Origin of the sequence: Robiginitalea sediminis (assembly GCF_002198115.1) — a bacterium.
GTDB lineage: Bacteria > Bacteroidota > Bacteroidia > Flavobacteriales > Flavobacteriaceae > Robiginitalea > Robiginitalea sediminis.
The window spans coordinates 105,721-119,369 of record NZ_NGNR01000003.1; the positions used below are offsets into that span (position 1 = coordinate 105,721).

Consider the following 13,649-nt stretch of genomic DNA (forward strand, 5'->3'; position numbering starts at 1 on the left):
ATCATTTGATCAGAGGGGTGGAAACCCGGCAGGTACTACTTGGGTGGGTATGAGGAATAAAAAAAGCCATTCCGGGTTGGAACGGCTTTTTTTTTTGGCCAGGAGAAAATCCGTGAGGATTCGCGTCCTTAGTCTTTACAGAAGTCGATGGTGATGGGCCCGGCATCTACGCCTTGGTAACCACCCACTACATTTCCGTTGGGAGTAATGATTTCGAAATCAATTTCTCCGTAGAAATCTCCGGGGAAGAACCACTCTGCAGACTCTGTTCCAGGAGGGATAGTAATAGTCCCGGTAGCACTGGATCCGTCGTTAGGAGTACAAGCCCCGTCGCCCAGGAAGGTTCCGGCAGCGCTGCCATAAGGCGAGCACATACCAACTTCCAGTACGGTGCCATCATTTAGGGTAACGGTGATTCCGTCACCGCCACCACCAGTGGTGGTTTGCCATCCGTCACCGTAGGAATCGGTCATATTGATGGTCCAGACTCCCGGTGTTGGGGCCTTGGGCGGACATACAACCGTAGCGGTGTAGAGGAAGGGGGAACGGAAGAAGGAACCGGTAAGGGTACCGGAGTTATCGTCGTTGGAGAAACGCCGTCCATCTACAAGTACCAGTTCGAAACGAACCGTAAACTGGTCCGAACCGTCTACGTCGGCATTGGAAATGGGAAGCGCAGCTACCAGTTCGGGCAGGGTAACCTCATAGGTAACCCGGGGCAGACCAAACGGGCCAATAGTAAAGGTGGACGCGTCGAGCGTGGCAGCCAGTACCTCATCGGCATCGAGGTCAGGATCCCCGTCGGCAACCGTGTTGTCGCGGAACCCGATAAAAACGTCTATAGCCTGAACCAGTTGGCCATTTTCCTGATCTTGCATTTCGAGCTCCACGCCGAAGAAGGAATCGTCGTTTCCGATCGGAATCTCGTCGGAGATGACGTTTATGGTACGCAGGATGGCCCCGCGCTCCTCATTTTCGACAACCTCGTCGAAAATGGTATTCCCATCCTCGCAGGACGAAAGTGCCAGGAAACCTAAACCGGCAAGGCAAAAACGTAGTATACTGCTTTTCATAAGGAATGTTGTTATAAGATTAGCAAGTGAAATACAGGAAATTTTGAACTAAATATCCCGAAGGATCACTTAAAAAAAATCATCCGGCGTTCGGCTCGGCGGCCGTCCCGCCGGATGATTTCAGAATTCAATGAACGTGAAACAGGTAACCCCGTTTCTGCGGTATTACTGCTTAGTGAGTGTTACCGTTACATCGGCACCTCCGCCGCAATCATCGATCTCATCCTCGCGGAAGGTGACCGTGAAAGAGCTGTCGTCTGCAGGATCGTAAGATCCGATAGCCGCCGCTACAGGAGGGCCAAAGGTGATTCCGCCGTTACCACAGGTAAGGCCTGATCCCTGTCCGCCGGGAACATTAACCCCGCCGCAAACCAGGTCGAAGGCAAATGTGGCAGGTCCGTTACCAATTCCGAACTGCGGAAGATATACCGCGTCGAATTGGCGTTGAGTAGAAGTCTCTCCCACGGAGAGTTCCACTACGGTGCCATCGCCCCATACGGTTCCGAAAACGCCGCCGGTTACATCTGAGATAACATAGGTTCCTACAAATTGCTCAGCACCTACCGGGCACACCACAGTGGGCGTGTAAAGGAAGGGGGAGGCGAAGAAGGAACCGGTCAGGGTACCGGAGTTGTCATCATTGGAGAAGCTGCGTCCGTCAGTGAGGTTTAACTCGAAACGAACAGTGAACTGGTCTCCACCGAACAGGTCGGCTTCTGTTACACCTGTGAAGGCAAGCATTTCATCCAGGCCGATTTCCACGGTTGTCCGCGGGAAACCGAATTCTCCGATGGAGAAGGAACTGGACGGGATATTGCTAAAGAGGGCTTCGGCAACATCGAGGTCTGTACCGCCATCCGGAACAGTGTTGTCCCGGAAGCCTACATATACATCCAGGCTTTCCAACAGGGCGCCGTCTTCCTGATCCTGAACTTCCAGTTCGGCAGCGAAGCCGGAACCAGCTACCCCTATGGGCAGTTCGTTAGAAATCAGGTTTACGGTGCGCAGTACAGCACCGCGCTCTTCCGCTTCGACGATCTGGTCGAAAACCTTGTCCCCGTCCTCACACGCTGTAAACAGCGCGAGAGGAGCGAGAATCAGTAAACTTATTTTTCTTAATACTTTCATTGCAATCCTTTTTTAGTTAGCAACCGGGAAAGCCGGGCTGGCTGGGTTAGTGTCCCAGAATACCTGCTGCGTGAGCGATTGCTTCTGTGTCAGGTTCGGGTTTGTGATCACCTCGTTCTGAGGGTACAGGAGCGTACGCGGGAAGGGTCCCGGATCTGGTTCCCAGTTGGGAACCAGGGTAGTCGGGTAGCCCGTCTTACGATAGTAAACCCAAGCTTCTGTGGCACCACCGAAAAGGGTAGTGAAGTATTGCTCGGCAAAGATGTTCTCTTTATCGTCTCCGGTAGCGGCGTTGAAATCGGCTACAATTCCGTCGATGTAAGCAGTTACATCGGCAGCACTCGGCTCGAAGGAGAGGTCAGCACCACCGTCGAGGGCAGCAAAGCCCTGAACTTTGGCGATGGATTTCTCCAGACCGCTGCGCAGGAAGTTGGCGCGATCCGCATCGGAAGCTGCCATAGCTCCTCTCCAGAAATCCACATAGGAAGAGAGGAAGATGGGCTCGATACCGGCACCACCACCACCTACACCAAGACCTACGGTTCCGAAGCTGCTATCGTCGAAACGACCTCCGGCAGGATATACCCCTACAGCGGTACGGGTAAAGTTGTCGGGAGGAGTACCTTCGTCGTTACCGTGGGTACGGCCCCAGTATCCGTTGGGAACACTGCAGTAGGTGAAACCACCATCCTGGAAGTGCTGCGGAGGAACAACCAGGGAACAGGCCAGGGTTTCCTCATTCGGATCTGCATCGGCTCCGGGAGTAGCATCTACCTGGCGGTAGAAGTAGTAGCGGATACGCGGGTCGTTGTTGTTCAGCATAGTCTCCATCATCCAGTTAGACTGGTAGATGTTGGCTCCGGAAGGCGTGTAGTCAGAAGCGTAATCGGGGTGACGATCATCGGGCTGCAGTTCGCTGGTTCCGTACTTGATCTCAAAATCATCCGCGGCGCTGGAGATAAAGTTCCCTCCGGCGATTACCTGGTTGAAAGCGGCCATGTTACCAGTGGTATAGTGCGCTTTCAGGCGGATGGTGTTGATGAGCTTACGCCACTTGCTGACATCTCCGTTGTAGTAGATGTCCACGGCACCTTGAGTACCTGGATTACCAGTAAGATAGCCTTCAGCTTCGGTCAGGAGCGCCAGGGCGCTGTTGTAGACATCCTGGCCACCGTCCAGTAGGGGAGCAGGGAATTCAGTAGCATTACCAGCCTGGCTGAATGCAGCCTCACCGATAAAGTCTACCAACTGCATCAGCTGGTGGGCAAATAGGGTCTTGGCAACCCCCAGGTGGAAGCTGTAATCGATGTCGGATTCGGCATCGATGGCTTCCAGGGCCTGGATGTTGGTCAGCATCCCTACACCGGTAAAGTCTCCCACGCCGTTTCCGCCGCTGGAGTAGGTGCGGGACCATACCCCGTCGAGGGTAGATCCGGGATAGTTGTTAAAGTAGTTCCGGCCGAACATGTAGTCGATCCGGACCAGTTCAGCGCTACGGTCGCTCAGCGTTTGCTGGTTGGTACCGTAGGCCAGCTGAATGGACGTCAACAGCAGATTGGGATCTGCCTGGTTAGACGCCAGGTCGTTCGGACTTACGCGCAAGTCCAATTCCGTCGTTTCGCAGGAATTAAGAAAGCCTCCTACGATAACGAAAATCGCAATATATTTTAATACTCTTTTCATAATTACAGTAGTCATTAACAATTTTTATTAGAAGGAAGCTTTGATGCTGAGACCATAGCGACGTGAGCTCGGACCGTTAATGAAGTCGAATCCACGACCGTTACCGATACCAACCCCCTGTACGTTCGGGTCAAAGTTCGCTCCGTCGGGCATGTTGTAAGCATCATACCACAGGTTGAAACCTTGAGCGGTCAGGGAGAGGGATCCCAGCGGGGTTTTGTCCAGCCACTTCTTCGGGAAGGAGAACCCGAGGGAAACCTCCTGCAGACGGATTACAGACGCATCGTAGATACGGGTTTCTGTAGGTCCGAAGAGCAGGTTGTTGAAGAAGTACGTGGAGTTGTTGATCTGGATCGTGTTGGCTTCTCCTGTAGACTGGCGAACACCAGGCAGGATGTATGTGTTTTCACGATCGGCAGTTTCTACGATCAAGCCCCGTCCTAAGAGTACTGCAACAGTACTGGAGAGCATGTCCCCACCTTTCACGTGGTTGAGCTGGAAGTTCAGGCTCCAGTTCTTGTAACGCAGCGTGTTGATGAAGTTCATGGTGTAATCCGGAATCGCATCCCCGATGATCGGCACGTTTCCGTCTGCATCTTGTTCAACGATAACGTAGCTACCCGCGTCGTTTACGAGGAAGTTGCCTTGCTCGTCGCGTCCGATGGCAGTACCTACGATGGTACCGAGAGACTCGCCTTCGATAGCGGCGTTAGACCCGCGGAAGAGGCCACCACCAACTGCCAGGGATCCGGCGTAGGCGATGAAATCCTGCTCCTGCTCGGTAACCGTTTCGTTGTTCGTAAAGAAGTTCACCCGTGAGTTCCAGCTGAAATCTTCTCCGCGGAAGAGGTCGATGCCGAGGTCGGCTTCGAAACCTTCGTTCTTGATCTCACCAATGTTGGATTGCGTAAAGCTGAATCCGGTAGAGGGAGAAAGAGGCTCGGTTACGATAAGGTCATTGGTCACACGCTGGAAGTAGGTCGCATCCAAGGTGATGCGGCTCTGCCACAGGCGGGTTTCAATACCTACTTCGTACTCCTCGAGAAGCTCAGGCTTCAGATCCGGGTTGGCGCGGAAGTTGTCTACCTGGTTGGTAGTCAGGATGCCGCCTCCGAAAGGATCGGTGTAGCGCAGGGTGTTTTGCTCAACTACGTTGATAGTCGGGTATCCGGTGGGGAAGGTAGCAGAAGTTCCGTAGCTGGCACGCAGCTTGAGGAAGTTCAGTCCGTTCTCGCTGCTCAGGCCGCTGAAGGCGGCGGTGGGCAGGAAGGAAACGCTAACCCCGGGATAGGTCTTGCTGTTGTTCTCGGTAGCCAGGTTGGAAACCCAGTCGGTACGTGCGGAGAGGTTTACGAACAGGTAATTGTCGTAATCCAGGGTAGCCTGTCCGAGGATACCAACAATGTTACGCTTCTGGGAGAACTGGATCGGAGTCTGGTTCTCGAAGTTGAAGTGACGCTTCACTCCGAAAACGATCTGTCCGGTACTGTTCACACCGCTCCTGTCATAGAAATCCTGACGGGAAGTGGCACCCACGGTAAAGGTCATTCCGAGTTTTTCGGAAATGTCGTAGTTACCGTTCAGGGACAGGAAGTGTTCCCAGATGGTATTGTTGTTGTCATAGGTTTGGTAGAAACCAAAGATAGCCTGGTTGAATTCAACCCCTCCTTTGTTGGAGCCGTTGATGTTCCGCTCGTTGTAGAAATCCAGACCGGACCTCCAGCTCAGAGACAGGTTTTCGCTGAGTTCGTAATTCAACTGGGCGTTCCAGTAGAAACGGTTGGTCAGCTGCTGGTACGTTACGTTCTTGGCCGTCCAGCGCGGGTTGATGATGTCGTTACCATTCCGGTAGTATACGGAAGAACCATCGATGGGGTTCTCGAAGGGCAGACCCATCAGGTCCACAGAGATCGGGGTAAACAACACGTTACCGTACACAGACAGACCGTCGGTACCGTTACCACGGGAAGAGGCAATGGGAGGCGTGCGGTAGTCGGTGCGCGCATAGTTCATAGTGGCACTAACTGTGATTTTATTGGTCAGCTGAGAACGTCCACCAACGGAGAAGTTAACACGGTTCAGGGAGTTACCGGGAGTAAAGCCCTTATCGTTCAGGTAACCCAGGTTCACGTTGAAGTTGGTGCTACCGTCCTGAGTACCACCAGCGATGTTCACGTTGGTGTTGGTTACATAACCCGGGCGGAAGAACTCTTCCACGCTGTCGTAAGGCCTCCAGTCGTAGCGGGCACCCTGCAGTTCAGGGAAGGCGGCACGGGTAGAAGCAACAGATGTAGTGGAATAGGGGTGCTCCAGGGTACCATTGTCGTCAATGGCGGGTTGGTTCCCCCATCCGGAAACGCCGTCGCGGTCGAAGCTAGGCCCCCAGTTGGAGAAGAACCATCCAAAGCTCTGGTCGAAACCGTTACCGTACTGGTCCTGGTAATCCGGTACAGAAGCCATCTCGTTGTGGAAGAAGGACTGAGCCACGGTTACCTCTGTTTTCTTGGCACCGCCGCTGGCCGCTCCGGCCTTGGTGGTGATGAGGATAACCCCGTTCTTACCTTGTGTACCGTAGAGGGTGGCGGCAGCCAGACCTTTCAGTACTTCCACGCTTTCGATGTTGTTCGGGTCGAGGTCCAGGAAACGGGAAGAACCGGTGTTACCACCGATAAAGTTACCCTGGGCGTTGGTATCGTTACTAAACGGAACCCCGTCTACGATAAACAGCGCCTGGTTACTTCCGCTAAAGGAGCTGAGACCCCGGACGGTAATGTTGGTACCAGATCCGGACATACCACCCGCAGAGGTGATCTGAACCCCGGAAGCCTTACCGGTCAGGACCCGTGCAACATCACCTTCGGCGCGTTGCTCCAGTTCCTCGGAGCCTACAGAAGACACCGCATAACCCAGTGCTTTCTTTTCCCTTTTAATACCCTGGGCGGTTACTACAACCTCCTCAAGGGCTTGGGCATCCTCCAGCATTTGGACATTTACCGTATCACTGGCTCCAACAGTCCGGCGCTCGGCGCTCATACCCAGGTAGGTGAAAACCAACACCTGTCCGGGGCTGGCTTGCAGGGCATAGTTACCGTCGAAATCGGACTGGGTACCGGTGGCGGTGCCCTCAACAACGATGTTTACACCAGGCAACGGCAGACCGTCAGAGTCTGTAACCGTACCTGAAATCGTCTTTTCTTGTGCAAAGGAAATCTGCACAACAAACGCCAATAATAGCGTCAAGATTCCATTTAATTTCGTTCTCATTTTTAAATTATTTGAATTAGCTACCTGCGAAAATCCTAATTTACTGTTAATAATCCAAACTTATTTTTATAAAACTTTAACCGACTCCGGCATTCTGCCATGTCCGAATTTGTCCGTGGGTTTGATTATAAGATGTGTATTTGACCCCGGCGTTGCCTGAGAAATCATCAAAATGGAGGCAGGGGGTTGGCGCTTCGGCATTATAATGGTTACCCGCGTATTCCTGGCGCCTATATATATAAGGTATAAATGTGTCGGAAAACGAGTCTGATGCGTTGGGGTGTGGATCGCATGACCCTACGTCTGAAGATCATGCTGACAGGTTCGGGGTGCGGACGTGATCCTTTGGAAAAGTCTGTTCGAAATTTGCCTGAAAATTAATGTGTATGGATTTGAATTAAAGGGAATAATTACTACATTTGCCAGCCCTTAAACGAGGGTAGACCGATATTTTTAAGATTTATATGCCAACAATTTCACAATTAGTACGAAAAGGAAGGGCCACAATTACCAAGAAGAGTAAATCGGCTGCTTTGGATTCGTGTCCTCAGCGTAGAGGCGTGTGCACGCGGGTATATACCACCACCCCGAAGAAACCGAATTCCGCCATGCGGAAGGTTGCCCGGGTTCGTCTTACCAATGGTAAGGAGGTGAACGCGTACATCCCCGGAGAGGGTCACAATTTACAAGAGCACTCGATAGTATTGGTAAGAGGCGGAAGGGTGAAGGATTTGCCTGGAGTTAGATACCACATTGTGCGCGGGGCTTTGGATACGGCAGGTGTTGCCGGCCGCACCCAGCGCAGGTCTAAGTACGGTGCAAAACGCCCCAAAAAGTAAGATTACGACTAAGCAAGAGCAATGAGAAAAAAGCAGGCTAAAAAGCGCCCGTTGCTACCGGACCCGAGGTATAACGACCAGCTGGTAACGCGCTTTGTGAATATGATGATGTGGGACGGTAAGAAGTCCCTGGCATTCAAGATCTTCTACGATGCAATGGACATTGTAGAGCAAAAGAAGACGGACGAAGAGAAGTCCGCCCTCGAAATCTGGAAGGAAGCCCTTTCCAATGTGATGCCCCACGTAGAGGTGCGCAGCCGCCGCGTAGGGGGTGCCACATTCCAGATCCCCATGCAGATCCGTCCGGATCGCAAGATTTCCACAGCTATGAAGTGGCTGATCAGCTTCTCCCGCAAACGGAATGAGAAATCCATGGCCCAGAAACTGGCCGGGGAGATCATCGCTGCAGCCAAGGAAGAAGGCGCCGCGGTTAAAAAGCGTGTGGATACCCACAAGATGGCGGAAGCTAACCGGGCATTTTCTCACTACAGATTCTAAGCGAAATGGCGAGAGATTTAAAATACACAAGGAATATCGGGATTGCCGCGCACATCGATGCCGGAAAAACCACCACAACAGAGCGTATCCTTTTCTATACCGGCGTAAGCCACAAAATAGGAGAGGTGCACGATGGAGCTGCAACCATGGACTGGATGGAGCAGGAGCAGGAGCGCGGGATTACCATTACCTCCGCGGCCACTACCTGTACCTGGAATTTCCCAACCAAGAACGGGCAGCAGACCGACGATACCAAACCCTATCACTTCAACATCATCGACACCCCCGGCCACGTGGATTTTACCGTAGAGGTAAACCGCTCCTTGCGGGTACTCGATGGTCTGGTGTTCCTCTTTAGCGCCGTAGACGGTGTGGAGCCCCAGTCTGAGACCAACTGGCGTCTGGCAGACAATTATAAGGTTCCCCGTATGGGCTTTGTAAATAAAATGGACCGTCAGGGATCCAACTTCCTGGCTGTTTGTCAGCAAGTTAAGGACATGTTGAAGTCCAACGCCGTGCCGATCGTACTGCCCATTGGGGACGAGGCCGATTTTAAAGGTGTTGTGGATCTGGTGAAGAACCGGGCCATCGTTTGGCACGAAGAAGACATGGGCTCTACTTTCGACGTGATCGATATCCCGGCGGAAATGGAGGCTGAAGTAAAGCAATACCGCGCCGAGCTTATCGAAGCGGTTGCCGAATACGACGAAACGCTGATGGAGAAGTTCTTCGAGGACGAAGATTCCATCACCGAGGATGAGATCCACGCCGCCCTGCGCGCTGCCGTAATGGATATGAGTATTATCCCTATGGTATGTGGTTCTTCCTTTAAGAATAAAGGGGTGCAATTCCTGCTGGATTGCGTTTGCCGCTACCTTCCCTCTCCCCTCGATAAGGAGGCGATTGAAGGTACCAACCCCGATACGGAGCAGCCTGCAACCCGTAAGCCGGATGCCAAAGAGCCTTTCTCCGCACTGGCCTTTAAGATTGCCACCGACCCGTTTGTGGGCCGCCTGGCCTTCTTCCGCTGCTATTCCGGGAAACTGGATGCAGGTTCCTATGTCCTGAACACCCGTTCCGGCAACAAGGAGCGGATCTCCAGGATTTACCAGATGCACTCCAACAAGCAGAACGCTATCGAAAGTATCTCCGCCGGGGATATCGGGGCGGCAGTAGGGTTCAAGGACATCAAGACGGGGGATACCCTCTGCGATGAGAAGCACCCGATTGTGTTGGAAAGCATGAAGTTCCCCGAGCCGGTAATCGGTATCGCTGTGGAGCCCAAGACCAAGGCAGATGTAGACAAACTCGGCATGGCCCTTGCCAAATTGGCCGAGGAAGATCCGACCTTCCAGGTGAAAACGGACGAGGCCAGTGGCCAGACCATTATCTCCGGGATGGGAGAGCTGCACCTGGACATTATTGTGGACCGTCTCCGCAGGGAGTTCAAGGTGGAAGTAAGCCAGGGGCAACCCCAGGTGGAATACAAGGAAGCCCTTACCGGGGAGGCCAACCACCGCGAGGTTTACAAGAAGCAGACCGGTGGTCGTGGTAAGTTTGCCGATATCGTCTTCACTATGTCTCCTGCAGACAGCGAAGAGGTACAAGGCCTTACTTTTGTCAATGAAATCAAAGGGGGTAACATCCCTAAGGAATATATCCCTTCCGTAGAGAAAGGATTCAGAGAAGCCATGAAAAACGGGCCGTTGGCCGGTTTTGAAATGGACAGCATGAAGGTTACGCTCAAGGACGGTTCCTTCCACCCGGTGGATTCGGATTCCCTGTCCTTCGAACTGGCTGCGAAGCTCGGATACAAGGCGGCTGCCAAGGCGTGCCGTCCCGTACTTATGGAGCCGATCATGAAACTGGAAGTGCTCACCCCCGAGGAGAATATGGGAGACATTGTGGGAGACCTGAACCGCCGTCGCGGGCAGGTGAACAACATGTCCGACCGCGCCGGGTCCAAGGTTATCAAGGCCGATGTGCCGCTGTCCGAGATGTTCGGATACGTAACCGCCCTGCGTACCCTGTCCTCAGGACGCGCCACCTCTACCATGGAGTTCTCGCATTACGCGGAAACCCCGTCGAATATCGCAGAGGAAGTGATCAAGGCCACTAAAGGTGTAACCGCTTAATTCGAGCAGAAATGAGTCAGAAAATCAGAATAAAACTGAAATCTTACGATCACAACCTGGTAGATAAGTCTGCCGAAAAGATCGTCAAGACGGTCAAGACGACCGGAGCGGTGGTAACCGGGCCCATTCCGCTGCCAACGCACAAGAAAATCTTCACGGTTCTGCGTTCGCCCCACGTGAACAAGAAGTCCCGTGAGCAGTTCCAGCTGAGCTCTTACAAGCGACTGCTGGATATTTACAGCTCTTCCTCCAAAACCATCGATGCGCTGATGAAGCTCGAGCTTCCCAGCGGGGTTGAGGTGGAGATCAAAGTGTGATAGCGGTAAAACGCAATCACATCCCGAACCCGGAAGGATGAGGGATCTCACCAAAGCGCAGGTGATGCCTGTCTCCGCGGTGGGAATCTGAAAAAAATGGGGTTAAACCCCCAACGACATGTCCTTTAGCTGCGTGCGGAGGAAAAACGGAAACAAAAATACATTCGGGGTCGAATTTATTTTTGACCCTGTTTTTTTGTCTGCACTCCGGGGGGATTTTTAAAGAGTAAAACCGAGTCTTGCGAGCCGGTTTGGGTAAGGGCCAAAAGGTCCTGGGTCAAATCCAAGTGCGCGGACTCACTGAGATAAGTATCAATTTAATTAAACAATTATGTCTGGGTTAATCGGAAGAAAAATCGGCATGACCAGCATCTTTGACGAGAACGGGAAGAACATTCCCTGCACCGTTATCGAGGCCGGGCCCTGTGTCGTTACCCAAGTCAGAACCGAAGAGGTAGACGGGTACAATGCCCTTCAACTCGGTTTCGATGACAAGGCAGAAAAGCGTGCCAACAAGGCCGAAACCGGCCATTTTAAAAAGGCAGGTACTGCACCTAAAAAACAGGTCATCGAATTCCGCGATTTTGAAGGAGAACACAAACTGGGGGATACCATCGGGGTAGACCTCTTCACCGAAGGAGAATTCGTTGACGTATCCGGGATTTCCAAAGGAAAGGGATTCCAGGGTGTGGTAAAGCGCCATGGTTTTGGCGGAGTGGGGCAGAGCACCCACGGCCAGCACAACCGTCTGCGCGCCCCGGGTTCCATCGGTGCGGCCTCCTATCCGGCCCGCGTATTCAAAGGACTGCGCATGGCTGGTCAAATGGGTAATGAGCGCGTTACGGTACAGAACCTTCGCGTATTGAAAGTGGTTCCCGAAAAGAACCTGCTCGTATTGAAAGGGGCGGTTCCGGGGCATAAGAACGCATACATAACCATCTACAAGTAATGAAGGTAGCAGTTTTAGATATCAAGGGAAAAGAGACCGGCCGTAAAGCCGAGCTTTCCGATGCGGTCTTCAAGATTGAGCCGAACGAGCACGCCATTTACCTGGATGTAAAGCAATACCTGGCCCACCAGCGTCAGGGAACCCACAAATCCAAGGAGCGCAATGAGATTGCCGGGAGTACCCGCAAGCTCAAAAAGCAAAAAGGTACCGGTACTGCCCGTGCAGGTAGCATCAAATCCCCGGTCTTCCGCGGTGGAGGACGGGTTTTTGGCCCGCGCCCGAAGGATTATACCCAGAAGCTCAACAAAAACCTCAAGCGCCTGGCACGGAAATCGGCCCTGAGCCTGAAATCCCAGGAGAGCGCCATCATGGTTGTAGAGGATTTTAACCTGGACCAGCCCAGCACCAAGGATTTCAAAGCGGTGCTGAAGGCCCTGGGGCTCGAGAACAAAAAGTCCCTCTTCGTGTTGGGCGATACAAATAATAACGTATATTTGTCGTCGCGCAATTTGAAAGGGTCAGAAGTCGTAACCAATTCAGAATTAAGCACTTACAAAATTTTGAACGCCAACAACGTGGTGCTTCTTGAAGGTGCTCTGGAAGGAATCGAGACCAATCTTAATAAATAAGAAATCATGAGTGTGTTGATTAAACCGATCATTACCGAGAAAATGACTTCCGATAGTGAGTTGTACAACCGCTATGGTTTCATCGTTGAGCCTTCGGCCAACAAACTCCAGATCAAGGAAGCTATTGAGGCTGCCTATGGGGTATCTGTAACCAAGGTGCGCACCATGAACTACGGACCTTCCCGCAAGACCCGCTACACCAAGACCGGGATCCAGCACGGAAAGTCCAACGCGTTCAAGAAAGCCATTGTAGATGTGCAGGATGGTGACGTGATTGATTTTTACAGTAATCTATAAAGACACGGCATGTCAGTTAGAAAGTTAAAACCCATCACCCCCGGACAGCGTTTTAAAGTAGTAAACGGATTCGACGCGATTACTACTGATAAGCCGGAGAAGAGCCTGCTCGCTCCGTTAAAAAAGTCCGGAGGCCGTAACAGTCGAGGTAAAATGACCATGCGCTACAAAGGCGGGGGTCATAAAAGAAGGTATCGTATTATCGACTTCAAGCGCGACAAGCAGGACGTTGCTGCAGAAGTGAAGTCTATCCAGTACGATCCCAACCGTTCTGCGTTTATTGCCCTGGTGGAATATACTGACGGGGAGAAGCGCTACATCATTGCTCAGAACGGGCTTCAGGAAGGGCAGAAAATCAAGGCGGGACCTGGTTCCGCCCCTGAGATTGGCAATGCCCTGCCGCTTTCCGAGGTGCCGCTGGGTACGATCATTTCCTGTATCGAGCTGCGGCCCGGTCAGGGAGCGGTAATGGCCCGTAGTGCCGGAACCTTTGCGCAGCTTATGGCGCGTGAAGGACGGTATGCCACCATCAAGCTGCCTTCCGGGGAAACCCGCATGATACTGTCGGACTGTCTGGCAACCATCGGTGCGGTATCCAACTCGGACCACCAGCTTACCGTGTCCGGAAAAGCCGGTCGCAGCCGTTGGCTGGGCCGTCGTCCGCGGACCCGTCCGGTAGCCATGAACCCTGTCGATCACCCGATGGGTGGTGGTGAAGGACGCGCCTCCGGAGGTCACCCGCGCAGCCGTAAGGGTGTGCCGGCCAAAGGTTACAGGACGCGTTCCCGTACCAAGGACAGCAACCGATATATTGTAGAACGCAGAAAGAAATAAAAG

Annotated in this window: 12 protein-coding genes; 8 read left to right on the forward strand and 4 right to left on the reverse strand. The window is 52.8% G+C overall.

Annotation, left to right across the window (positions count from 1 at the left end):
• Window positions 1-128: 128 nt before the first annotated feature.
• The 4 genes from CA832_RS10245 to CA832_RS10260 form a co-directional block, all read right to left on the reverse strand.
• Window positions 129-1,073: a hypothetical protein gene (locus tag CA832_RS10245; protein WP_088341530.1), complete on the reverse strand. Its 945-nt coding sequence runs from the start codon at window positions 1,071-1,073 to the stop codon at window positions 129-131.
• Between the two features lie 165 nt (window positions 1,074-1,238).
• Entirely contained in the window at window positions 1,239-2,201 is a 963-nt protein-coding gene (locus CA832_RS10250) for a hypothetical protein (protein WP_088341531.1), read from the reverse strand.
• A 12-nt stretch (window positions 2,202-2,213) separates the two neighbouring features.
• Window positions 2,214-3,884, reverse strand: coding sequence for a SusD/RagB family nutrient-binding outer membrane lipoprotein (locus tag CA832_RS10255; RefSeq protein WP_088341532.1), 1,671 nt, complete (start codon window positions 3,882-3,884; stop codon window positions 2,214-2,216).
• A 27-nt stretch (window positions 3,885-3,911) separates the two neighbouring features.
• Window positions 3,912-7,148 (reverse strand): SusC/RagA family TonB-linked outer membrane protein, encoded by a 3,237-nt coding sequence (locus CA832_RS10260; RefSeq protein WP_088341533.1) that lies wholly within the window; start codon window positions 7,146-7,148, stop codon window positions 3,912-3,914.
• 464 nt (window positions 7,149-7,612) lie between these two features.
• Here CA832_RS10260 and rpsL point away from each other — a divergent pair, with 464 nt between their 5' ends.
• From rpsL to rplB, 8 genes are all read left to right on the forward strand, one after another.
• The gene (rpsL, locus tag CA832_RS10265; protein WP_013305196.1) at window positions 7,613-7,987 is read left to right on the forward strand and encodes a 30S ribosomal protein S12; all 375 of its coding nucleotides are present in this window, start codon (window positions 7,613-7,615) and stop codon (window positions 7,985-7,987) included.
• Window positions 7,988-8,008: 21 nt separating this feature from the next.
• Window positions 8,009-8,485: a 30S ribosomal protein S7 gene (gene rpsG, locus CA832_RS10270; RefSeq protein ID WP_088341534.1), complete on the forward strand. Its 477-nt coding sequence runs from the start codon at window positions 8,009-8,011 to the stop codon at window positions 8,483-8,485.
• A gap of 5 nt (window positions 8,486-8,490) precedes the next feature.
• Window positions 8,491-10,620 carry an elongation factor G gene (gene fusA, locus CA832_RS10275; RefSeq protein WP_088341535.1) on the forward strand — a complete coding sequence of 710 codons (2,130 nt, stop codon included), beginning with the start codon at window positions 8,491-8,493 and terminating at the stop codon, window positions 10,618-10,620.
• An 11-nt stretch (window positions 10,621-10,631) separates the two neighbouring features.
• Complete coding sequence (gene rpsJ / locus CA832_RS10280; RefSeq protein ID WP_007094989.1) at window positions 10,632-10,937, forward strand: 30S ribosomal protein S10; 306 nt, start codon at window positions 10,632-10,634, stop codon at window positions 10,935-10,937.
• 331 nt (window positions 10,938-11,268) lie between these two features.
• Entirely contained in the window at window positions 11,269-11,886 is a 618-nt protein-coding gene (gene rplC / locus CA832_RS10285) for a 50S ribosomal protein L3 (RefSeq protein ID WP_088341536.1), read from the forward strand.
• Window positions 11,886-12,515, forward strand: a complete 630-nt coding sequence (gene rplD, locus CA832_RS10290) for a 50S ribosomal protein L4 (protein WP_088341537.1) — start codon at window positions 11,886-11,888, stop codon at window positions 12,513-12,515. The genes rplC and rplD overlap by 1 nt, the downstream gene beginning before the upstream one ends.
• A 6-nt stretch (window positions 12,516-12,521) precedes the next feature.
• Window positions 12,522-12,812 (forward strand): 50S ribosomal protein L23, encoded by a 291-nt coding sequence (rplW, locus tag CA832_RS10295; RefSeq protein WP_088341538.1) that lies wholly within the window; start codon window positions 12,522-12,524, stop codon window positions 12,810-12,812.
• A gap of 9 nt (window positions 12,813-12,821) precedes the next feature.
• Window positions 12,822-13,646 carry a 50S ribosomal protein L2 gene (gene rplB / locus CA832_RS10300; RefSeq protein ID WP_088341539.1) on the forward strand — a complete coding sequence of 275 codons (825 nt, stop codon included), beginning with the start codon at window positions 12,822-12,824 and terminating at the stop codon, window positions 13,644-13,646.
• Window positions 13,647-13,649 lie beyond the last annotated feature (3 nt).